18 protein-coding genes are annotated in these 21,263 nt (G+C 70.1%); 8 read left to right on the forward strand and 10 right to left on the reverse strand.

Going from position 1 to position 21,263, the window contains the following annotated elements:
• Window positions 1-271: 271 nt before the first annotated feature.
• The 7 genes from HD597_RS18730 to HD597_RS18760 all read right to left on the reverse strand — a co-directional run bounded on the left by HD597_RS18730 (window position 272) and on the right by HD597_RS18760 (window position 8,193).
• Window positions 272-715, reverse strand: coding sequence for a hypothetical protein (locus tag HD597_RS18730; protein WP_253743940.1), 444 nt, complete (start codon window positions 713-715; stop codon window positions 272-274).
• A 41-nt stretch (window positions 716-756) separates the two neighbouring features.
• Entirely contained in the window at window positions 757-1,548 is a 792-nt protein-coding gene (locus HD597_RS18735; RefSeq protein WP_253743941.1) for a DUF6461 domain-containing protein, read from the reverse strand.
• 9 nt (window positions 1,549-1,557) lie between these two features.
• On the reverse strand, window positions 1,558-2,856 hold the full coding sequence (locus HD597_RS18740; RefSeq protein WP_253743942.1) for a TniQ family protein: 1,299 nt from the start codon (window positions 2,854-2,856) through the stop codon (window positions 1,558-1,560).
• On the reverse strand, window positions 2,853-4,055 hold the full coding sequence (locus HD597_RS18745; protein ID WP_253743943.1) for a TniB family NTP-binding protein: 1,203 nt from the start codon (window positions 4,053-4,055) through the stop codon (window positions 2,853-2,855). Before HD597_RS18745 ends, HD597_RS18740 begins: the two co-directional genes overlap by 4 nt.
• Window positions 4,052-6,178, reverse strand: a complete 2,127-nt coding sequence (locus HD597_RS18750) for a Mu transposase C-terminal domain-containing protein (protein ID WP_253743944.1) — start codon at window positions 6,176-6,178, stop codon at window positions 4,052-4,054. Before HD597_RS18750 ends, HD597_RS18745 begins: the two co-directional genes overlap by 4 nt.
• Window positions 6,175-6,933, reverse strand: coding sequence for a TnsA-like heteromeric transposase endonuclease subunit (locus HD597_RS18755; RefSeq protein ID WP_253743945.1), 759 nt, complete (start codon window positions 6,931-6,933; stop codon window positions 6,175-6,177). Before HD597_RS18755 ends, HD597_RS18750 begins: the two co-directional genes overlap by 4 nt.
• A 156-nt stretch (window positions 6,934-7,089) precedes the next feature.
• Window positions 7,090-8,193, reverse strand: a complete 1,104-nt coding sequence (locus HD597_RS18760; protein WP_253743946.1) for a TniQ family protein — start codon at window positions 8,191-8,193, stop codon at window positions 7,090-7,092.
• A gap of 258 nt (window positions 8,194-8,451) precedes the next feature.
• Here HD597_RS18760 and HD597_RS18765 point away from each other — a divergent pair, with 258 nt between their 5' ends.
• From HD597_RS18765 to HD597_RS18780, 4 genes are all read left to right on the forward strand, one after another.
• On the forward strand, window positions 8,452-8,658 hold the full coding sequence (locus HD597_RS18765) for a ferredoxin (protein WP_253743947.1): 207 nt from the start codon (window positions 8,452-8,454) through the stop codon (window positions 8,656-8,658).
• Window positions 8,655-9,926: a cytochrome P450 gene (locus HD597_RS18770; RefSeq protein WP_253743948.1), complete on the forward strand. Its 1,272-nt coding sequence runs from the start codon at window positions 8,655-8,657 to the stop codon at window positions 9,924-9,926. The genes HD597_RS18765 and HD597_RS18770 overlap by 4 nt, the downstream gene beginning before the upstream one ends.
• 270 nt (window positions 9,927-10,196) lie before the next feature.
• The gene (locus HD597_RS18775) at window positions 10,197-11,618 is read left to right on the forward strand and encodes an aldehyde dehydrogenase family protein (protein ID WP_253743949.1); all 1,422 of its coding nucleotides are present in this window, start codon (window positions 10,197-10,199) and stop codon (window positions 11,616-11,618) included.
• An 18-nt stretch (window positions 11,619-11,636) separates the two neighbouring features.
• Window positions 11,637-12,704, forward strand: coding sequence for a Zn-dependent alcohol dehydrogenase (locus tag HD597_RS18780; protein WP_253743950.1), 1,068 nt, complete (start codon window positions 11,637-11,639; stop codon window positions 12,702-12,704).
• A 5-nt stretch (window positions 12,705-12,709) separates the two neighbouring features.
• Here the strand turns inward: HD597_RS18780 and HD597_RS18785 are convergent, their stop codons facing one another.
• Together HD597_RS18785 and HD597_RS18790 are read right to left on the reverse strand one after the other, a co-directional pair.
• Complete coding sequence (locus HD597_RS18785) at window positions 12,710-13,975, reverse strand: MFS transporter (protein ID WP_253743951.1); 1,266 nt, start codon at window positions 13,973-13,975, stop codon at window positions 12,710-12,712.
• A 40-nt stretch (window positions 13,976-14,015) separates the two neighbouring features.
• Window positions 14,016-14,663, reverse strand: a complete 648-nt coding sequence (locus tag HD597_RS18790; protein WP_253759404.1) for a TetR/AcrR family transcriptional regulator — start codon at window positions 14,661-14,663, stop codon at window positions 14,016-14,018.
• A gap of 180 nt (window positions 14,664-14,843) precedes the next feature.
• Between HD597_RS18790 and HD597_RS18795 the strand changes: the two genes are divergently transcribed.
• The 4 genes from HD597_RS18795 to HD597_RS65860 are packed head-to-tail and all read left to right on the forward strand — an operon-like array spanning window position 14,844 to window position 20,093.
• Window positions 14,844-16,058 carry an oxygenase MpaB family protein gene (locus HD597_RS18795; RefSeq protein ID WP_253743952.1) on the forward strand — a complete coding sequence of 405 codons (1,215 nt, stop codon included), beginning with the start codon at window positions 14,844-14,846 and terminating at the stop codon, window positions 16,056-16,058.
• Between the two features lie 36 nt (window positions 16,059-16,094).
• Window positions 16,095-17,303, forward strand: coding sequence for an oxygenase MpaB family protein (locus HD597_RS18800; RefSeq protein WP_253743953.1), 1,209 nt, complete (start codon window positions 16,095-16,097; stop codon window positions 17,301-17,303).
• Complete coding sequence (locus HD597_RS18805; protein ID WP_253743954.1) at window positions 17,300-19,630, forward strand: molybdopterin cofactor-binding domain-containing protein; 2,331 nt, start codon at window positions 17,300-17,302, stop codon at window positions 19,628-19,630. The genes HD597_RS18800 and HD597_RS18805 overlap by 4 nt, the downstream gene beginning before the upstream one ends.
• Window positions 19,623-20,093 carry a (2Fe-2S)-binding protein gene (locus tag HD597_RS65860; RefSeq protein ID WP_253743955.1) on the forward strand — a complete coding sequence of 157 codons (471 nt, stop codon included), beginning with the start codon at window positions 19,623-19,625 and terminating at the stop codon, window positions 20,091-20,093. The genes HD597_RS18805 and HD597_RS65860 overlap by 8 nt, the downstream gene beginning before the upstream one ends.
• A 32-nt stretch (window positions 20,094-20,125) precedes the next feature.
• Here the strand turns inward: HD597_RS65860 and HD597_RS18815 are convergent, their stop codons facing one another.
• Window positions 20,126-21,262, reverse strand: coding sequence for an acyl-CoA dehydrogenase family protein (locus HD597_RS18815; RefSeq protein ID WP_253743956.1), 1,137 nt, complete (start codon window positions 21,260-21,262; stop codon window positions 20,126-20,128).
• Between the last annotated feature and the right edge of the window lies 1 nt (window position 21,263).

Raw genomic sequence — 21,263 nt, forward strand, 5'->3', positions numbered from 1 at the left:
GGCCGTCCGATCAACCCACGACGCGAACGACTCGCCGTACGCCGGGGCCAGACCGTCTGCATGTCTCCGGCCGAACCTCCTGCTGTACACGCGCCTCCTGACATCTCCTGTGCCGTTCTGACATCTGCAAGCGCGTCGGACAACAGACTGTCTGGACCCAGCGAAGATGACAGTGGAGCCTGCTCCCGACCTGGGCACTGCCACTTCGATGGGTGTCGAAATGTGGATGCGCGCGTCATCGAAGTTGGCAGTGCCGGGTCGAAGATCGCGTTCACTCGAGTGAAGGCCATGACTCCGAAGTTCGAGGTTGTTCTGGCCCAGGGTTGCCGACGGAGGCTTCAGGGAGTCGGACGCCGTGCGCTTGAAGCCGGGAGAGAATCAGCTCTCGGAGCTCGCGTTCTTGGGCGGCGGCTTCGTGGCGCCCGGTGCGATCGGCGGCTGCGGCCCAGCGTTCGAGGACGTCGATCGTGAGAAGCCATTGAGCGATCGTGAGCTTGGGTTTCACGATGTCGTCCGGCGGTGGCCACGAACCGGAGCCTGGAACACCGGGCGTCCAATGAGCGATCTGATCCCAACCCGCCCTGCGGATGCTGCGCGCAAGATCGGCGCGTCGGCGATTGCCGTTCACTGTCTCGACGCTGGCGTCATTGTCCATGGAGGCGTCGATGAGCCTCCACTGGCGGAGAGGCATCGCGATGATCAGGCCGACACTCATGTCGGGCATGGTGCCGAGGTTACGAAGGGTGGTCAAGGTGATCAGTAAGCGCCGGGAATGGCGGCGCCGAGAATGGGGCGGCGAAGGTGCTCTGGGGTGATCAGGACGCCGGTGATCCGGCTGGCGATTGCCAAGGCAGCCGGGATGGCGTTGTCGATGCGGTCGTCGGCGGCTGGATCAATACCTAGCTCACGAAGGTAGCGATTGAGCCGATCAGGATCCGTGCCACGTCTCTCGATGGGGAAGGTCGGGTTGATGTCGGTGAGGTATTCCCCGTCGACGGCGTAGGCAAGGCGGTGTCGGGCGGCGTAGTCATGGCGCATCACCGCCACGGCTTCTCCGCCGTCGCGGGATAGAGGGCAGAGGACCTCCATGTGTGAGGCTCGCCAGCCGCAATCCTCGATGGCGATCGTCCAGTCCTCGATTCGCCTCACGGTGATGATCTCCGGTCCTTCCGGCTGGGAGTAATCCTCGTCCGTGATGAGCCGGATGTCCTCATCTGCGGCCCCAATCCGGCGAAGCACCTCATGCTCGTCCAGCCCGCGGACGAAGACGATGGTGTAGATGTCGCCGAGCCCGCTGCCTTTTTCCCACCCGTAATCTTCTGGCGACGCGCCGGGAGTTCTCGCGGTGGCGCGGACCATCTCAAACGTGCTCGCCTGCTCGAGGATCTCGGGATGGGCGGCGAAGAAGGCCTCGGTGATTTCTGGAGCTATCCGGCCACGCTCACTGACCAGGTAGCCGTTCGCTTCTGCCCAGTCCCGGATCTGAGTGCGGTCGAGCTCGGGCGACCGGTAGGTGACGCGGAGGGGGGTGAAGTCGGCATCGGACATGATCAGAAACTACCGATAGATTTGATGCCGTGTCTGCCCTGCTTGTCCCGGCGGGCTCGCCTGAGGCGATGTAACCCCCTCCCAGGGGCGTAGTCCTTCACCGGCCAGGAGCAGCGCTGCCTCGGGCAGGTCTAGGTCGTCGACGGTCTCAGCTGGATGCAGGTGATGAGGCGCGCCGGGTTCCCAGAGGGCGAGCGGTTTGAGCAGCGCCGGGTCGACGTATCTGATCTTGAGGTGGTTGAGGATCCGGTTGGTGACCGCGGTGGGGCGGTCGTGAGCGCAGTATTCGTGCCAGAGGGTGCCGGCCCAGGGGTCGTAGCGGCGCTGGTCCATGAAGTAGCGCAGCGCCTCCAGCAGGCTGCCGGTGAAGCTGAGTTCGTCGATGATGAGCATCGCCGCGGCGCTGAGCAGCGGGCCGGGCTGGTAGGAGAGCAGGTCGCCGCAGCGTTCGCGGGCGGTGGGTCCGGCGGTGAGGGCGAGTTGGTCGCGCAGGTGACAGAACTCGTGGAAGGTCCACCAGAGGTGGACGTCGGTGCCGGCGGGAAGCATCTCCGGGGTGCCGAGATAGATCGCCAGGCGGAACAGCAGCTCGTAGAGGTCCCAGAACGCCTTGACGGGTTCGATGGGCCCGTCGCGGGGGCGGCGTAGCCGGCCCAGGAGGTCCTGCTGGATGCGCAGCAATCTCTCGCTTCCGGCCAGCTGGCAGGGGAGCCGGGCGAGTTGCTGCCGGCAGTTGCGGGCGCCGACGATGCGCCCCTGCGGGCCGAACGGTCCGTCGCCGACACTGATCCGGGTGTGGCAGCTCGGGCACCAGCCGGTCAGATAGACGCGGTGGATTGGGCAGATCACGCAGGGCAGCAGGTGCCAGGCGATGCGCCAGATCGGGTCGGGTCCGGCCAGGCAGCGGGGGCAGACGGCCGCGGCCTCGGCGCGCCAGGGCCAGGGCCGGGTGCTGGTGATGCCGGTCCAGCTGTAAGTGATGAACTGGCCGCCCTGACCGAACAGCGCCATGCGCATCATGGCGCGGGCGCGCAGGCCGGTGGCGTCGCGCAGGTTCTCGAAGACGTACTCGCCGTCGTAGATGGTGAGGAAGTCCTCGCCGAGGGTGTAGCGCTGCGGGGTGTAGGGCGGCAGGCCGAGCAGGGACGCGATGGTGTCGCGGTGGCTGTGCTGCGCTTCGACCAGGCGGAAGAACCAGGAGTGGAAGGCCTCGCCGTCGGCCGGCGGCGGCACCAGGGCCAGCCGGCGCGGCGGCGGCCGGTCCGGTTGCCGCTCCTCGACGTCGAGGTCGGGGTAGTGCTGGATCATCCGGTGCTCGCGTCCCGGCCGGAGGCGGGCGAGTCCTTCTTCTTGGTGCGGCGCCGGGTGGCGGCCAGGCGGCGGGCTTGGGTCTTGGCGTAGTCGACCTCGTCGTCGTGGCCCAGCACGACGCTGTCCATGATGGTGCGGGTGAGCGTTTCGACGCCGGTGTCCATCGCCGTGTGAGCGGACTCCTTGAACAGCATGGCCAGCGAGCCGATGTAGCCGGAGGTGCGTTCATGCAGGTAGCGCCAGTGATGCAGGGTCAGGTCGTCGGGCGGGTGATCGAGCAGGACCAGGTTGGTCTCAAAGTGGCGCACCAGCGACATCCAGGTGCGCTGCTCCTCACGGGTGGCGATCGTGAGCGGGGCCAGGTGCTGCAGGTCGGCGAAGCGGGAGCCGAACTGGCCGGCCCGGCCGCGCTCGTGCCCGCCCGGGGCGGTGCCGGCCTTGCCCGGCCGGGTGCGGGGCGGCGCGCCGTCGGTGAACAGGTTGCCCTGCTCCAGCAGGATCCCGGCACCGACGATGGTGACCGCGGCGTGGTTGGCCAGGTTCTTGATGTGGTCGTTGGTCTCCTGGCCGCCGTCACGGATCTTGTCCAGCATGTGCAGGTCGTCCAGCAGCAGCAGCTCGACGCCGCAGGCCTCGATCGCGTCCAGCACGGGATCGGTGAGGGTCCACTTCGTCGCGGTCCGGCCGGGGTTCGGGACGTGCAGGAACTTGCCGATGGCCTGCGACAGCATGCCCGCGGTCGCGCCGGTGCTGGCGCTGACATAGATGACCGGCACCCGGTTGCCGAGAAAGTCCCCGCGAAAGTCGGCCGGCGACACCCCAAAGCCGGGGGCCAGGTCGGGGTGGCGGCGCCGCCAGTCCAGCTCGCACTCCTTGCCGATCAGCTTGAGCAGCGACGTCTTGCCGCAGTGACCGGGCCCGTTGATGATCGCGCTGTGGAAGGTGGCGTCCTGGCTGTAGCGGCCCTGCGTCAGTTTCGGCTTCAGCGCGGCCAGCACCCGCAGGACCTGCGGATGCTTGAGGAACGGCGGGTTGGCGTTGCAGCTTCTGCGCATCTCATCGAACGGCTCCTGCCGGTCGGCGGCCCAGCTGTCGTACTCGCCTCTGCTGACCGGCTCCGGCCGGGGCGGTGCCGGGCGGGCGCAGAATTCGCGCCACTGCTCCTTGGTGCGTGGCTGCGCGACACGTTTCCTCATGCGCTGCCCGGGCCGCGCGGTGCGCCGGGATCCCAGATCTCGAACTCCTCCAGCTCGGACAGGTCCACCACCTCGTCCAGCGCCGGATCCTCCTCGCCGGCGGGCGGGACCAGGCTCAGCACCGGAGGCGGCTCCTCGGGCTCACCGAACTGGAGACGAGCTTGATCCCGTTTGATGGCGCGCACGTCCTCGCGGGCCCGCACCAGCTCGCGGCGGGTGCGCGCGGTCGCCGACTCCGGCGCGTCCATCCGGCGTTGCAGGTCCACCAGCGCCTCGGCTATCTCCTGCTGGCTCGGCTCCCGCAACCCGCCGTCGCGCAGCAGCTTGCGGGCCTCTTGGAGCATCCGCGTGGTGAACGGGACGGCCGGATCCGGCAGATGCGTCCAGAACAGCACCCGCCAGGCGCCTTCGAGGAAGATGAACACCCGGCTGGGGTCGCCCGGGTTGTAGCGGATCGGCCACTTGCGGCCCTTGCCCGGGACCGGCGAGAGCGCCCGCCGATGGCCGTCCAGAATCGGATCGTCATAGAGGAGGTAGTCGAGCTGGATCCCCTCCGGGCGGATCGTCCGGTACTCGATCGGCAGCCGCTTGCAGTAGTGATGCGATTGCGGCGGGCAGAGGACGTAGCCGTAGCGGGCCACCATCAGGCCATAAGCCTGGTTCGGCGACAACTCCAGCTCCGGGAACCCCGGGACGACCAGCCCGGCGTGCACGCGCCGTTGATAGATGGCCACCACGTATTCGGCGAAGAACTCCGCCAGATCTTCCAGGCTCCACCGGGCGGCGTGCTCCACCAGCCGGCCCCGGGTGGAGGTATCGGAGCCCTTGTAACCGGCGACATGCTTGGCGAAATCTTCACGGATGGTGCCGAAGGCGCGTTCGATGTTGGCCTTGTCGGTCGGATTGGCCTTGCGGGCCAACCCCAGGTTGATGCCCAGGTCGAGGCATGCCTCGCGCAGCGCCTCAGACAGGTTGACCTTGGCGTGATCGACCAGGATCTGCTCCGGCCAGATCACCGGCCGGGCCGCGGCCAGCTCCAGCCGCTCCTCCAGCTCGACCTCGCGGGTGATCGGCAGGCGCAGCATCCGGTAGGCCAGCGCCTGCTTCCAGCCGGGCCGCATCGGTTCCGGGGTGACCGCGTCGTTGAGCAGCATCACCACGTCGACCGCGCGGGTGTCGCCGATGGTCATCCGCCAGGCCAGCAGCGTCCGGGTCGCGACGTCGATCGCCAGCACGAGATGCACCTTGTGGGTGACGTCACCGATCGGGTCGTAGGCGATCACGTCCAGCGGGGTGGCGTCGATCATCACCACCTGGCCCGGCCGCACCGCCTCCTCCGCCCGGTAGGACCGCTGCGGCCGCGCCGCCGCGCTGCGCCGCGACGGCGCCCGGCCGAAGGTGTACTGACCTGGCAACAACTGCTCGACGTAGCGGGCGATGGTCGAACTCGAAGGCAGCGTCACCACGCCCGGCCCGTGCTCGTCGTCCAGCCGATCCTGCAGCCGCCGATAGAACCGGTCCAGACCGCCATTGGAGTCCTCCCGCTCACCGACCCGATGCTGGACGAGGATCGCATCCAGCACGCGCTGATCGGCGCGGGCCAGCGGATCACGCACGACGGCGCCGCGTCCGTCGATCAGCCCGCCGCGCCGCTCTTCGCGATAACGCCGCAATTTGCGCCACACCGTCGTTTCGCCCATACCGAGTTCAGCGGCCTTGGCCTTGACCCGGTCGCTCACCCGGGGATGCAACGCCTGATCGTAGGCGGGCCGCGGCTCACCGGGCTCCGCCCGCTCCGGATCGCCGCTGCGGTAGCCGGTCCTGATCTCGTTCAGGTGCGCTTCGAGGTCACGCACCGAGGCCGTTTCCTCCTCGTCGAGGCCGTCCAGCAACGCTCCCCTATCGGCCATGCTGGAGGGCAGGTCAACGGGACTTTCGCTGAGCAGCCGGAACCCGGGCGCCGCCATCAAGGCCGCGATGTAGATGGTGGTCCACTCCCCAGCGGCCGACAGCAGGTGAACCTCGCTGCCGCCTTGGCCGACCACCTGGTGGCGTTCGTCGCCGAACCATAGCCACGTGCCCTTGGTCAGCCGGCGGCCGCCAGTCTCGTCCGGCTCGTTCATGGGTGTGCCCCGGCGTCGCCGGCCAGTGGAGCGGCCCAGACCATGGTGGTGTCCTCCAACGGGCGGGACAGGTCCGCCGACAGTTCGCCGGTCCAGCACAGATGCAGCACGACCGCGCGAGCCACCAGCGGTTCGGCGGTGAAGCTGACCAGCTGGCCCAGCGGCACCGGCTCGCCGGCCAGCGACAGGAGTTGCGCGCGGTAGTCGCTCACCCCGACCATCTCGCGGCGATAGCCCGCCAACGCCAGCACGTTGATCGTGCGCTGCCGCCCGGGCGGCTCGCCGACCAGCTCATAACCCCAGCCCGCCACCGCGCAGCAGGCCGCCACCCGCTCAGCGGTCGTTCTCACTTTCGCGTCGTTCAACCGGCCGGGGTTCTTGACCTCCATCACCGTTGCCGAGCCGTCCACCCGGCGGACGAACAGGTCCGGCGTGGCCTTCCACGCGCCGCGATTGTCCACGCCGGATAGCTGCATCGGCTGGCCGGCGAAGCCGGTCACCTCCGGGTCGAAGTCCAGCATCGTCATCCAGACGCTCTCCAGATACGACTCACACTCGATCATCCGGTTCGTCGTGGAGGACCAATGCGTGCTCGGCGTGTGCGCCTGATCAACTCGGTGCGGGATCCGCCGGATCGCGCCACAGTTCTCAAACGCCACCTCGGCAGCGACTTCCAGCGGAAGCTGCTCTTCCTGCCCGTCCGGATGCAGAAAGCGGACGTGCACGCTGCGTAACTGCAGGTCGGCAGCCTTCATCGCGCCTCCCGAGACCGTAAGAAGCGGCTGCTCGCATTCATCCAGAGCGTCGACACGCGAAGCAGAAGCATGTGACGAAGGTCACGTTAGCGCCTGGTGGCTTACTTCGTCCTCACTTTCCGGACCAAGCACCTCAGGCCATCCCACTTGGCCCGCTCACTGACGGCCAGCTTGCCCACCGAGCACGACATCCAAGGCTGCTGCGAAAACCGGTGACAGAGCCACCTGCGTCAACAGATCCGGCCGCCGCTCCTTCCATCTCATCCGCGCGGCGGCGGCCAGTGGCATCAACCGCGCCACCAGCTCCGACTCCCCTTCCGCCTCGGCCACCTCCAGAGCCACCTCGAGCAGTGTCGCTGCTACCAACGCCGTCCGCGGAGCCGTCCCGTAGCGGCCCATTGGACCCGCCCGGTTCCAGCGCTGCCTAGCCGCCTCGGCGGCCAGCGCGCCCTGACCATCCAGAGTCACATTCAACAGGGGTAGAACCTCCGGCACCCCAAGCCGGATCAGCATCGCCGTCGCTTTCAAGACCGCGAACCACTGACCGGCACTCACCACCTGGCCTGCGATCAGCGCAGGCCGGCGGCCCATCGCCACCTCAAGCACGAGCCGTTGCTGATCAGCGAGTTTGTTACTCACTGCGCTCGTGCTGATCTGAGGGATCGGCTGATCGCATACGAACCCGCTGAGAAGCGCACCGCACCGCAACGGATCCGGCATCCGTGAGCGAGACAGACGTGCAGGCTGACCAGCCGGACCCCGTCGAATGGAAACGCGGCATCTCGGGCAGAGATCCACCAGCAGCGTCCTATGCGCGGGGCAAACCGCGGCCCAGCCCAGCTTCCACCAGACCAGCCACGCTCCGTTCGAAGCCGCGAGGCACTGCGGGCATGCCCGGCTGCCGAAGAACTGCACCCATTCACGGCTCTCTGCCCGACGGACTGACTCCTTGTCGCCCACGCGAACGCCTGCCAGGTCCAGGACCGAGCCGTCGAACATCGCCAGGTGCATCCCCCGCACGACCTCGGCGCTCACGCCTGTGGCAGCCTCGATCGCTCTGTACGTCTCCGGCGTCGCAACGACGCCGTACGCCAGTGAACGAACGTCACTCGACGTGGCTACATCCAGCCCTAACGCCTCGACCATCGCCCACGGCGGACATCCGTTCCGCAGGGCCATGCGATCAACCCACGACGCGAACGACTCGCCGTGCACCGGTGCCACCACCAACGCCAGCCGCCGGGGCCAGACCGTCACCACTTCCCGGGCCGAACCTCCTGCCGTACACGCCGCTACTGCCAACTTCGATGACGCGCTTCCATGTCCACTTCCAGTTGCCGTGACGGACTGTCGTCTTCAAGACCGCCAGACAACAGACAACTGACCGGGCCTTGCTCTTGACGAGACAAATGAACGCTTTTTTAATTCCTTCCAAAGAGGGCTCCCGCCCTCCCCAAGCGCTCGCTCACCGCCTCACCCCCTACGAAGAACCTCCCCAGCACAGACGGGAACGACGGCATGAAGGTACGCATCGACCCCGAGCGTTGCCAAGGGCACGGCCGCTGTTACGACCTGGCCCCTGACCTGTTCGGCGAGGACGACGAAGGTTACGGCAAGGTCCTCGGCAGCGGCGAGGTGGCCGCGGGTCAGGAGCCGGAGGCGCGCCTGGCGGCGGCCAACTGCCCCGAGCGGGCCATCGAGGCAGAGAACGGAGCCGCCCGATGAGCGTGGACGATCGCTTCGGCCCTGACCTTGACGAGGCGCGCAAGAACCGGCCGCTCCCGGCGGTCAGCGAGATCGTCACCGACCCGGTCTCCGACTGGGCCGGCGACTTCTCCCACGTCGATCCCGTCTGGGCCGCCGATCCGTACCCGATCCAGGACGAGCTGCGGCAGAGCTGTCCGATCGCGCACACCGAGCGGTTCGGCGGGGTGTGGCTGCCGACGCGGTACGAGGACGTGGCGGCCGTGGCGTACGACACCGAGCGGTTCTCCTCCCGGGGGATCATCGTGAGCAACGTCCGGCCACCGGCCGAGCTGGCTCCGATGGGCAGCGTGCCGCCGATCTCGTCCGACCCGCCCTTCCACCACGACGCGCGCAGGCTGCTGCTGCCGGCGTTCACCAAGAGCGCGGTGCGCAGGCAGGAGGAGGCGACGCGGGCGTACTGTCACGAGCTGATCGACGCGTTCGAGGGCCGCGACCTGGTGGACGGCGCGCACGAGTACGCCGAGCACATCCCGGTACGGGTGATCGCCAACCTGCTCGGCCTGCCGCCCGAGGACGGGCCGCTGTTCAGGCAGTTCATCGAGACCGCGCTCGAGAGCGTGAACAAGCGGCCGGAGGAGCGCGCCGACGGGTTCGCCGCGCTGGCGGACTACCTGCTCGCCCAGATCCGCGACCACGTCGACCACCCGCGCGACGACCTGATCACGTACCTGGTCGACGCCGAGCTCTACGGGCACAAGCTCAGCCCCGACCACGTGCTCGGCACGATCATCCTGCTGCTCATCGCGGGCATCGACACCACGTGGAGCGCGATCGGCGCGTCGTTGTGGCATCTGGCCGGGACGCCGGGCGACCGGGAGCGGCTGGTGGCCGAGCCGGGCCTGGTGCCGGTGGCGATGGAGGAGCTGCTGCGGGCGTACGCGCCGGTCACGATGGCGCGGCTGGTCAGGCAGGACATGCACTGGAACGGCGTGGACATGAAGGCCGAGGACTGGGTGCTGCTGTCCTTCCCGGCGGCCAACCGGGATCCGGCGCAGTTCGAGCGGGCCGGCGAGGTGGTCATCGACCGGGAGGTCAACCGGCACGCCGCGTTCGGGCTGGGCATCCACCGCTGCGTGGGCTCGCATCTGGCGCGGATGGAGCTGCGGGTGGCGCTGGAGGTGTGGCTGGAACGTGTTCCGGTCTTCTCCCTGGCGGATCCGGCGGCGGTGACGTGGGCGGCCAGCCAGGTGCGCGGGCCCCGCACGCTGCCCCTGCGCATCGGCTGACGGCATGGCGGCCCCTGCTCAGTGGTGACTTCGTGGCCTCTGCGCAGGGGCCGGCCGCGCGGTGCGGGTGCCGGTTGCCGGCCGCGCGGTGCCGGTGCGGGTGCCGGTGCGGGTGCCGGTGCCGGTGCCGGTGCCGGGTCCAGGTGGCCGGGCGCGCGCGGTTCCTGCCGCAGGGGCTGAGCTGGCGCGCGAGCCCGCAACTGGACGCCGCCCGCCTCGGCTTCTAGAATTAAAATCTAGAATAAAGCTCCTCCAAGCCGAGGGTGGGTCATGCCGCAGCGGATCTATGTCGATGGTGAGTGGCTTCCGGCGAGCGGCGGAGCCGCGATACAGGTGGTGAACCCCGCCACCGAGGAGCCCTTCGACGAGGTGCCGCGCAGCGGTCCCAAGGACGTGGCGCGCGCCGTCGAGGCGGCCGCCGCCGCGCTGCCCGCCTGGTCGGCCAGGCCCGTCACCGAGCGCGCCGGGCTCTGCGCCGCCGTGGCGGCCGCGCTGGGGGAGCGGGCGGACGAGCTGACCGAGACGATCGTGAACGAGCTCGGCATGCCGATCAAGCTGACCCGCGCCATCCAGGTCGGCTCGCCGATCCGCACGTTCATGTCGATGCCCGAGGTCGCGGCGGCCGTCGCGTTCGAGGAGCCGATGGGCTCCTCGGTCGTCTACCGGGACCCGGTCGGCGTCGTCGGCGCGATCACCCCGTGGAACTACCCGCTGCACCAGATCGCGGCCAAGGTCGCCCCGGCGCTGACCGCGGGCTGCACGGTGGTGCTCAAGCCCAGCGAGGTGACGCCGCTCGACGCGTTCGTGCTGGCGGAGGTGATGCACGAGGTCGGGATCCCGGCCGGGGTGTTCAACGTGGTCTCGGGCACCGGGCCGGAGGCGGGGGAGGCGCTGGCCGCGCACCCGCTGGTGGACATGGTGTCGTTCACCGGCTCCACCCGCGCGGGGAGGCGGGTGGCCGAGCTGGCCGCCGCCGGGGTCAGGCGCACCGCGCTGGAGCTGGGCGGCAAGTCCGCGAACGTGCTGCTCGACGACCTCGGCGACGCCGCGTTCGAGGACGCCGTGCGCAAGGGCGTGGCGGCCTGCTACCTCAACTCGGGCCAGACCTGCTCGGCGCTGACCAGGCTGCTGGTGCCGCGCGAGCGCCTCCAGGACGCCGAACGCATCGCGGCCGACGAGGCGGTCACGTACACGCCGGGCGACCCGCGCGACCCGGCCACCCGGCTCGGCCCGCTGGTCTCGGCCGTGCAGCGGGAGCGCGTGCGCGCGCACCTGCGCGCGGCGGCCGAGGACGGTGCGACGATCCTCACCGGTGGCCCTGACGCGCCCGACGGGCTGGAACGCGGCTACTACGTGCGGCCCACCGTGATCACCGCGGTGACGCCCGAGTCGCGGATCGCCCAGGAGGAGATCTTCGGCCCGGTCCTGGTCATCCTCCCGTACGACGGGGAGGACGAGGCGGTCCGCATCGCCAACGGCACCCCGTACGGGCTGGCGGCCGGCGTCCGGGCCGCGGACCAGGACCGCGCACGCAGGGTGGCCAGGCGGCTGCGCGCCGGGCAGATCCGGATCAACGACGGCGCCCACAACGGCCTGGCCCCCTTCGGCGGCTTCAAGCAGTCCGGATACGGCCGCGAGTACGGCCGCTTCGGCCTGGAGGAGTTCCTCACCACCACGTCCGTCCAGCTCTGAGCCCGGGGGAGAGCACACATGCGAGGCGTCATCCTGCGTGAGACGGGCAAGCCCGTCGAGGTCACCGACGGGCTGAGCGTGCGGCCGCCGGGCCCGGGAGAGATACGGGTGCGGCTGCGCGCCGCCGGTGTCTGCCACTCGGACCTGTCGATGTGCGAGGGCCGCCTGCCCGCCCGGCTGCCGCTGGTGCCCGGGCACGAGGGGGCGGGGGAGGTGGTCGAGCTCGGCCCCGGCGTGAGCGGCCCGCCGGTCGGCACGCACGTGATCCTGTCCTGGATCCCGCCCTGCGGGAGCTGCGCGCTGTGCCTGGGCGGCCAGCCGAACCTGTGCGTCGGCGTGCGCCCGCCGTCGTCCACGGTCACCTTCGAGGGCGAGCCCGCCCACGCCGGGCTCGGCGTGGGCTGCTTCGCCGAGGAGACCGTGGTCGACGCGCGCGCCGCCGTCCCGATCCCGGACGACGTGCCGTTCGAGGTGGCCGCCGTGGTCGGCTGCGCGGTGCTGACGGGCGTCGGCGCCGTGGTCAACACCGCGCGGGTGCGCCCCGGCTCGTCGGTCCTGGTGATCGGCTGCGGCGGCGTCGGGATCAACGTGATCCAGGGCGCCAAGCTGGCCGCCGCCGCACCCGTCCTGGCCGTGGACCGGGTGCCGGAGAAGCTGGAGGCCGCCAGGGCGTTCGGCGCCACCCACGTCGCCACGCCGGACGAGCTGGGCGACGCGGTCAAGGAGCTGACCGGCGGGCTCGGCTTCGACTACGCCTTCGAGGTCGTGGGCCGCTCGGCCACGATCCGGCAGGCGTGGCAGGCCACCCGGCGCGGCGGCACCACCGTCGTGGTGGGCGCGGGCAGCCGCGACGACCTGGTCACCTTCAGCGCCGCCGAGCTGTTCGCCACGGAGCGGCGGCTGGTCGGCTGCCTGTACGGCTCAGGCGACGTCCGCACCGACTTCGGCCGGCTGCTGCGGCTGTGGCGGGCCGGCCGGCTCGACCTGGAGGGCCTGATCAGCCGGCGCATCACCCTGGACGGCGTGGGCGAGGCCTTCACGGCGATGGGGTCGGGCGACGTGATCAGGTCCCTGGTCGTGTTCTGACCGGCTCAGGAGCCGGTGCCGGCTTCGTGGGGCTCCGGGACGGCAGGAGCCCGGGAGGCGGCGACGGTGGCGCGGCCGGACGGCAGCCGGGCCGAGATCGCCATCACCACGATCGTGGCGGCGCCGGCGACGATCAGCAGCGCCTCCACGCTGACCACGTCGGCGAGCGGGCCGAAGACGACCATGCCGACCGGCGTGGCCAGCGCCATCACGATGCTGACGTAGCTGAAGACGCGCCCGTGCATGGTGGGCTCGACGCTCTCCTGGATCAGCGTCATGAACGGGGTCGAGAACGGCGGCACCAGCAGCCCGAGCACGAACATGAAGCCGTAGAACACCCACAGGTTCGTGCTCAGCCCGAGCCCCACGGTCACGGCCCCGAAGCCGTAGACGGCGACCAGGATCAGCCCCACCCGGCCGCGCTTGGCCAGCACCGTGGACATCAGGACCCCGCCGAGCAGCATGCCGAGGCTGAAGGCGATCTCCAGGACCGCCAGCATCCACTTCTCACTGCCGAAGGTGCGCGCGACCATCAGCGGCGTGACGAAGGAGGGGGCCACGGTCAGCAGGAAGATGATCGTGTACACGATGAGCAGCCAGCGCACGACCGGATGCGTGCGGATGTAGCGCATCCCCTCGACCAGGTCCTGCCCGTAGGAGGCGGCCTGCCCGGCGGCCCGCTCCAGCGTCGGCACCGCGACCAGGGCGAGCAGGCCGATGCCGGCGACCGCCGTGACCACGTCCAGGAAGAAGACCGGGACGATGCCGAACGCCGTGAAGATCGCGCCGGCGGCGGCGGGGGCGAGCAGCGCCATCGCCGAGCTGATGGTCTGGAAGATCCCGTTGACGCGCATGAGCTGCTCGGCCGGCACGATCTGCGGGATCATCGCCTGCACGGCCGGTGTCTGCACCCCGGCTCCGACCGAGCGCACCGCGACCGCCAGCAGGATGATCCACAGGTCGGTCACACCGTTGGCCATCAGCACCGCCAGCGCCAGCGTCGCGGCCGCGATGCCTCCGTCGGCGACCATCACCAGCACGCGGCGGTTCATCCGGTCGGCGAGCACACCGCCGAAGAGCGACACCAGGCCCTGCGGCAGGAACGCGGCCACGGCGTAGAGGGCCACCGCCAGCCCTGACCGGGTCTCCAGCGTCACCCACCACATCACCGCGTACTGCACGACCATCGAGCCGAACAGGGACACGGTCTGGCCGGTCAGGAACAGGGCGACGTTGCGCCGCCAGGGAACAGTCTTCTCGTTGTCCTTCATGCCCTAGATCGTGCCTGGTTCTGGCCGCCGCCGCAGTCCGTTATCCGGTGGCTCGCAGCATGGGCACCAGGAACCGCCTGGCCACGGCGGCCAGTTGCTCTTCGTCGTCGAGGTCGACGACCTCGCTGGGGATCGCCAGGAACGAGGCGGAGACGCGCACCATCAGCTCGGCCACCAGGTCGGTGTCGAGGTCGCCCGGCACGTGGCCGGCGCGTTGCTCGCGGCGGAGCTGGCCCGCGACGAACTGGCGCACGGTCGCGAGGGTCTGACCGCCGTCATTGATCATGGACGGCACGAGCAGGTCGGGCTCGGCGGCGATCAGGCCGCCGATCAGCGGGTTGGACCGGATCGCGCGCAGCGAGCTCACGAAGCCCAGGACCACCCGGTCGGCGGCGGTGCCCGCCTGCTCGATGTCGACCAGGAACTGATCGAAGTACCGGCGGAACTCCCGGCGCACCACATGCTCGACCAGCACGTCCTTGGTGGTGAAGCGCCGGTAGACGGTGATCCGTGAAACCCTGGCCCGCTTGGCCACGTCCTCCATGGTCGAGCGCCGGATGCCCATGCGGCAGAACTGCTCGTACGCTGCGCCGAGGATGCGCGAGCGCACCTCGTCGGTGTCGTCGACGCGCTCGACGGCATCAAGGTACGCGCGCTCCAGCAGCGACTCCGAGTTCGGCGGTGCCATGAGCGCGGAAAGCGCAGATTCCACGATCACCTCCTGTGGATTTCATTGTGCCTCAATCGCCTAACGGCCGTTGCAGCGTCTTGTGATGGCCGTCACGTTGTGCTGTCATGATACGCAGAAGCGCAAGGCGTTTCATCGTATCAGTGCACGTTCCCGGCCTCGTCGAAGGAGGAGCGAAGCATGGGTGAACTCAGCAGGCGCAACATGCTGAAGGCGGGTGGCGCGCTCGGCGCGATGGGCGCGCTGAGCATCGCGAGCCCCGCACACGCGTGGACGTGGTCACCCCAGGGCTCGGTCGCGGGCACCGGGGCAGGGCTCGACCCCCGCTGGGTGTGGGACGAGGAGGCCGACCCCCTGGTGGCCTCGCTGCTCGACCGGGGCGACGTGCCCAGGGTCAACGAGCTGCTGCGCACCTGGACCAAGAACGGCCAGCCGTTACCCAGCGGGCTGCCGGCGGACCTGCGGGACTTCATGGAGCGCGCCCGGCAGCTCCCGTCGTGGGCCGACCAGGCCAAGCTCGACCTCGCGGTCGAGTTCAACAAGAAGCGCGGGCTCTATCTCGGCGTCCTGTACGGGCTGGCCAGCGGCATGATGAGCACGGTCATCCCCAAGGAGGCCCGTGCCGTCTACTACTCCCAGGGCGGCGCGGACATGAAGGACCGCATCTCCAAGACCGCCAAGCTCGGCTACGACATCGGCTCGCACAACGCCTACCGGCCCGACGGCGAGATGATCGTGACCTGCGTCAAGACCCGGCTGGTGCACGCCGCCGTACGGCACCTGCTGCCGCAGTCGCCGCACTGGCCGGGCGTCGCCGAGGAGGACATCCCGATCAGCCAGCGGGACATGATGGTCACCTGGCACAGCCTGCCCACGACCGTCATGCAGAAGATGGTCGCCTGGAAGATCCCCATCCCCAGCTCCGAGTCCACGGCCTTCCTGCACTCCTGGCAGGTGGGCGCGCACATGCTCGGCATCAAGGACGAGTACATCCCCGCCTCGTGGGCGGAGGCCAACAGCCAGGCCGGGCAGGTCCTGACCCCGATCCTGGCCCCCACGCCCGAGGGCATCAAGCTGGCCGACATCCTGCTCAACCTCGGCTCCTCCGTCGACGCGGGCATCCTCAGCAAGCCGATCCTCGGCTCCTTCACCCGCTTCATGCTGGGCGACGAGATCGCCGGCTGGCTCAAGATCCCCAGGGAGCCGGTCTGGGACCCGCTGCTCCGGCTCTCCTGGAAGCCGTTCATCGCGGTCCGCGAAGGGCTGCTTCCCCTGCCGCTCGCGCCGGAGGCGTACTGGCTCTTCGACGAGTTCCTGCGCAAGGCGGCGCTGCTCTTCCTGTCGGAGGCGCGGCCCATCAGCATCGAGATCCCGGTGACCAATCGCCCCTCCTGAGCGGGGCGCCAGGCGGACAGAAAGGAACGGTCGTTCATGGCGGAGCTGAGCAGGCGCAGGATGCTGGTCTCTGGAGGCGCCCTCGGGGCGCTGGGAGCGCTGGCGATGGCGTCCCCCGCATATGCGTGGACATGGTCGCCCCAGGGCTCGATCGCGGGCGCCGGCGCCGGCGCCGACCCGCGGTGGGTCTGGGACGAGGAGGCCGACGCGCTCCTCGCCTCGCTGCTCGATCGCGGCGCCATCCCCGAGGTCAACCGCCTGCTGTGGGACTGGAACCGCAACGACCAGCCGTTACCCGACGGCCTGCCGGCGGACCTGCGGGACTTCATGGAGCGCGCCCGCAGGATGCCGTCCTGGGCAGACCAGGCCAAGCTGGAGCTCGCGGCCCAGTTCAACAAGTCCAGGGGGATCTACCTCAACCTGTGCAACGGCGTGGGCGGCGGCATGCTGGCCACCGCCATCCCCAACGAGGCCCGCGCGGTCTACTACTCCAAGGGCGGCGCGGACATGGAGGACCGCGTCGCCAAGACCAGCATCTTCGGGTTCGCCGTCGGGGCGCTGAACGCCTACCGGCCTGACGGCACGTGCGTCGTCGAGTGCGTCAAGACCCGGCTGGTGCACGCCGCCGTACGGCATCTGCTGCAGCAGTCGCCCCACTGGGGCGGCGACATCCCGATCAGCCAGGAGGACATGCTCGTCACCTGGCACACGCTGCCGACCTTCGCCATGCGCAAGATGCTCGAATGGCAGGTCCCGATCAGGCCCGCCGAGTCCGCGGCGTACCTGCACGTCTGGCAGGTGACCGCGCACCTGCTCGGCATCAAGGAGGAGTACATCCCGGCCACCTGGGACGCGGCCAACGCCCAGTCGGACCAGATCCTGCCCCGCAACATGGGCCCGACGACCGAGGGCGTGGAGCTGACCGACATCCTGCTGAGCCAGCTCGCCGAGCAGACCAGCCCGCTGAGCGTCAGCCGGCCCCTGTGCAACGCGCTGGCCCGCTACCTCGTCGGAGACCAGGTGGCCGACTGGAACGGCATCCGCCGCGAGCCGATCTGGGACCCGCTCATCAGGAGCCTCTGGCCGAAGCTGGTCAAGTTCCGCGAAGGGCTCGTCCCGCTGCCGCTGGTGCCCGAGACCGCCTGGATCATCGACGAGGCCGTGCGGCGCTACATCCTGTTCTTCCTCACCAAGGGCAAGGAGACCAAGATCGAGATTCCTACGGCCAACCGTCCGGGCTCATGACCGGACCCGACGGCGGCGCGCCGGACGAGGCGATCGGGCGGCGGCGGTTCCTCGGCTACGTGGTGGCGGCGCCGACCCTGGTGGCCGCCGCCGAGCTCGCCCCTCCGGCGCCGCCGGCCGCCGCCGCCCCGGCGCCGGCCCCGGCCGAGCTTACGGAGCTGACGGAGCTGACGGAGCTGATCGACCTCAACGACGTCATGACGGCCGCGGCCCTGCCGACCTCGGCCCTGATCTCGGTCGAGGTCCGCGCCGACGGCACCGTGTCGTTCGCGCTGCCGCGGGCCGAGGTGGGGCAGGGCATCACCACCTCGACGGCCATGCTGATCGCCGAGGAGCTGGCCGTGCCGCTGGAGCGGGTACGCGTCACGCTCGCCGACGCCCGGCCTGAGCTGCTGTTCAACCAGCTCACCGGCGCGTCGAACACCACCATCTCGACGTACGTCCCGATCCGGGTGGCCGCCGCCATCGCCCGCACCCGGCTGCTGTCGGCCGCGGCGGCCGAGCTCGGCACGCCGGTCAGCGGCCTGACTCTGAAGGCCGGGGTGATCAGCGATCGCTCCGGCCGCGGCCTCGACATCGGCGCGCTCGCCACGAAGGCCGCGAGCAGCCGCACCCAGCAGGTGTCGGTGCAGCTGGCGCCGCGCCAGAGCTTCACCGTCATCGGCCGGCCGCACAACCGCGTCGACGCGCGGGACGCGGTGACCGGGCGCAAGAAGTTCACGATGGACCTCGACGTCCCGGACGCAAGGCCGACGATGGTGTGCCGCCCGCCGACCATCAACGGCAAGGTCGCCTCGGTGGCCAACCTCGCCGAGGTCCGGGCCATGCCGGGAGTCACCGACGCCGTGGTGATCTCCACCGGGGTGGCGGTGCGCGCCGAGACGTTCGGCCAGTGCATCGACGCCGTACGCGCCCTGAAGGTCTCCTGGAGACCCGGCACCGCGGCGGGCAAGTCCGACGCGAGCGTGCTGCGGGAGCTGCAGGCCGCCGAGCTGCCGATGGGGCTCAGGCCGCCGACCCCCGTCGTCGAGGGCGCGTTCACGTTCTACTTCCGCAGCAACAGCGCCCTGGAGCCCAACTGCGCGATCGCCGACGTGCGGCCAGGCAGCGCCGAGATCTGGTCGGCGCTGAAGTCGCCGATCGTCGCCCAGCAGACCATCGCCGCCAAGCTAGGCCTGCCGGTCGGCAAGGTCACCGTGCACGTCACCGAGGGCGGCGGCTCGTTCGGCCGCAAGCTCTTCTTCGACGCCGCGCTGGAGGCCGCCGAGGTGTCCCAGAAGATCGGCAAGCCGGTCAAGCTCATGTGGCACCGCGCCGACGACTCCCGCCAGGGCCGCGCCCATCCCATGGCCACCTCACGGGTACGCGTCTCCTACCTCGGCGACACCGTGCTCAGCTACAAGCAGCGGCACACCAGCGTCGCCACCGACCTCGGCCACGGGCTCGGCGAGATCTTCACCGCGCTGGCGGCGCGGCTCCCGGTGGGCGACATCGGCTTCTCGCAGACGTTCTTCCACCTCAGCCAGGCCATGTCCTACGACTTCGGCGTCAGCAGCCGGCTGCTCGCCGAGACGGACAAGAGCTTCAACACCGGCAGCATGCGCAACGTCTACTCGCCCGACGTGACCTGCGCCCGCGAGCTCATCGTCGACCAGCTCGCCGCGCGGATGGGCAAGGACGCCTACCGGTTCCGGCACGACCGCCTGGACGACGAGCGGTCCCGGGCGGTGCTGGCGAAGGTGGCCGAGGCCGGCGGCTGGGGCCGGGCGATGCAGCCGGGCACCGCGCAGGGCATCGCGTTCCACGCCGAGTACAAGTCGGTCAGCGCCTGCCTGGTGGAGATCGACTGCCGGCCCGCGACCGTCGGCCGTCCCATCCGCAACGGCGTGGGCGGGCCGCGCGTCACCAGGGCCGTCTTCGCGGTGGACGTCGGCCTGGCCGTCAACCCGCGCGGCCTGGAGGCGCAGATGATGGGCGGCATCATGGACGGCATCGCGCTGGCCCTGACCGCCAGCCTGCACCTGCGCGACGGGTACTTCCTTGAAGCGAGCTGGGACAACTACTTCTACACCCGGCAGTGGAACACCCCGCCGGACCTGCGGATCATCGTCATGCCCAGCACCTCCGACCAGCCCGGGGGCGCCGGAGAGCTGGGCGTCGCCGCCTCGATGGCCGCGGTCGCCTGCGCGTACGGCCGGGCGACCGGCACGATGCCCACCAGCTTCCCGATCAACCACGGCACCCTCTCCTTCACCCCCAAACCCACCGTCCCGCCCATCCCGCCGTCGCCCGCCGACGGCCTGGACCGAGGAGCGCAGGGTGCCTGAGCACACCTTCCGCGTCAACGGCGAGCAGGTCACCGTGAACGTCGCCGACGACGTGCGCCTGCTGTGGGTGCTGCGCGACGTCCTCGGCATCACCGGCCCCAAGTACGGCTGCGGCATCAACGTCTGCAAGGCGTGCACCAGCCACCTCAACGGCAGGGCGGTCAACCCCTGCGCGATCCCCGTCGGGCGGCTTCAGCCGTCCGACGAGGTCACCACCATCGAGGGGCTGGCGACCGGCGAGGACCTGCACCCCATGCAGCAGGCCTGGCTCGACCACGACGTCGCCCAGTGCGGCTACTGCCAGCCGGGCCAGATCATGGCCGCCGTGGCGCTGGTCGAGCAGGTGGCCGCGGAGGGCCGCGCGATCACCGACGAGGATCTCGACGGCATCCGCAACATCTGCCGGTGCGGCACCTACTTCCGCATCCGCGAGGCGATCAGGGCAGGCGCCGGGAACATGTGAAGGGTGGCGCCCCCGGGTCCGGGGGCGCCACCTCAGAGCCCGTAGGACTTGCCGATGATGTCGCGCTGGATCTCGCTGGTGCCGCCGTACACGGTGGAGACCACCGTGGAGCGCAGCAGGCGTTCCATGCCGTACTCGACGGCGTAGCCGTAGCCGCCCATCATCTGCATGCCGTCCAGCGCCAGGGCCTTGGCCAGCTCCGTGGCCTTCAGCTTGGCCATCGACGCCTCGCGCGGGAGCAGGCGCTCCGGCTCGGCCTCGATCCGCCGCGCCACGTCGTGCACCAGCAGCCGGGTGCACTCCAGCTCGGTGGCGTGGTCGGCGAGGCGGTGCCGCAGCGCCTGGAAGCTGCCGACGGGGCGGCCGAACTGGCGGCGCTCGCGTACGTAGGCCACCGTGTCGTCGAACACCCGGCGCGCGGTGCCCAGCATCAGCCCGGCCAGGATCATCCGCTCCAGGTTCAGGCCCGCCATGAGCTGCCGCCAGGCCTGTCCGACCTGGCCGACCACCGCGTCCTCCGGCAGGAGGCAGTCGGTGAAGTAGAGGTCGTTGACCTCCCTGCCGCCCATCGTCTCGATGCCGCGCACCTCGAGCCCGCCGGCTCCGGCCGGCACCGAGAACATGGTGAGCCCGTCGTGCCTGTCGCCGGAGGCGGACGTCCGCGCGACGAGCAGGATGTGCTCGGCGATGTGCGCGTTGGAGCACCACGTCTTCTGGCCGTTGACCACCCAGCCGCCGTCGCGTCGCTCGGCCTGGCACGCCAGCGCGGCCACGTCGGAGCCGGCGCCGGGCTCCGACATCGACACCGCCAGCACCTTGCCGCGCAGGAAGTCGCCGAGCACGCGGCTCTTCTGCTCCTCGCTGCCGAACTTCTCGTAGGACGCGGCGGTGATCGCGGACGTGGCGAACCCGCCGATCGGCACCTGCCAGTAGGCGGTCGTCTCCAGGAACAGCAGGAGGTCGACCATGCTCTGGCCGGCGCCGCCGTACTGCTCGGGCACGGCCACGCCCAGCCAGCCGAGCTCGGCCATCTTCCCGTACAGCTCGGCGTTGTGCGGCTCCGCGCCGCCGCCGGTCAGCTTCAGCCACTGCTCGCGGGTGCCCGCCTCGCGCCGGCAGAAGTCCTCGATCGCGGCCACGAAGTCGCGCCGCTCATCGGTCAGGGTCAAG

The sequence above is a fragment of the Nonomuraea thailandensis genome (assembly GCF_024172165.1).
In the GTDB taxonomy this organism is placed as follows: Bacteria; Actinomycetota; Actinomycetes; order Streptosporangiales; family Streptosporangiaceae; genus Nonomuraea; species Nonomuraea thailandensis.

Coding starts and splice junctions, on each gene's coding strand:
- HD597_RS18750 (WP_253743944.1), bottom strand. CDS start 6,178: ATGAACGAGCCGGACGAGACTGGCGGCCGCCGGCTGACCAAGGGCACG.
- HD597_RS18795 (WP_253743952.1), top strand. CDS start 14,844: ATGGGTGAACTCAGCAGGCGCAACATGCTGAAGGCGGGTGGCGCGCTC.
- HD597_RS18745 (WP_253743943.1), bottom strand. CDS start 4,055: ATGAGGAAACGTGTCGCGCAGCCACGCACCAAGGAGCAGTGGCGCGAA.
- HD597_RS18775 (WP_253743949.1), top strand. CDS start 10,197: ATGCCGCAGCGGATCTATGTCGATGGTGAGTGGCTTCCGGCGAGCGGC.
- HD597_RS18785 (WP_253743951.1), bottom strand. CDS start 13,975: ATGAAGGACAACGAGAAGACTGTTCCCTGGCGGCGCAACGTCGCCCTG.
- HD597_RS18790 (WP_253759404.1), bottom strand. CDS start 14,663: ATGGCACCGCCGAACTCGGAGTCGCTGCTGGAGCGCGCGTACCTTGAT.
- HD597_RS18735 (WP_253743941.1), bottom strand. CDS start 1,548: ATGTCCGATGCCGACTTCACCCCCCTCCGCGTCACCTACCGGTCGCCC.
- HD597_RS18780 (WP_253743950.1), top strand. CDS start 11,637: ATGCGAGGCGTCATCCTGCGTGAGACGGGCAAGCCCGTCGAGGTCACC.
- HD597_RS18730 (WP_253743940.1), bottom strand. CDS start 715: ATGAGTGTCGGCCTGATCATCGCGATGCCTCTCCGCCAGTGGAGGCTC.
- HD597_RS18770 (WP_253743948.1), top strand. CDS start 8,655: ATGAGCGTGGACGATCGCTTCGGCCCTGACCTTGACGAGGCGCGCAAG.
- HD597_RS18765 (WP_253743947.1), top strand. CDS start 8,452: ATGAAGGTACGCATCGACCCCGAGCGTTGCCAAGGGCACGGCCGCTGT.
- HD597_RS18755 (WP_253743945.1), bottom strand. CDS start 6,933: ATGAAGGCTGCCGACCTGCAGTTACGCAGCGTGCACGTCCGCTTTCTG.
- HD597_RS18805 (WP_253743954.1), top strand. CDS start 17,300: ATGACCGGACCCGACGGCGGCGCGCCGGACGAGGCGATCGGGCGGCGG.
- HD597_RS18800 (WP_253743953.1), top strand. CDS start 16,095: ATGGCGGAGCTGAGCAGGCGCAGGATGCTGGTCTCTGGAGGCGCCCTC.
- HD597_RS18740 (WP_253743942.1), bottom strand. CDS start 2,856: ATGATCCAGCACTACCCCGACCTCGACGTCGAGGAGCGGCAACCGGAC.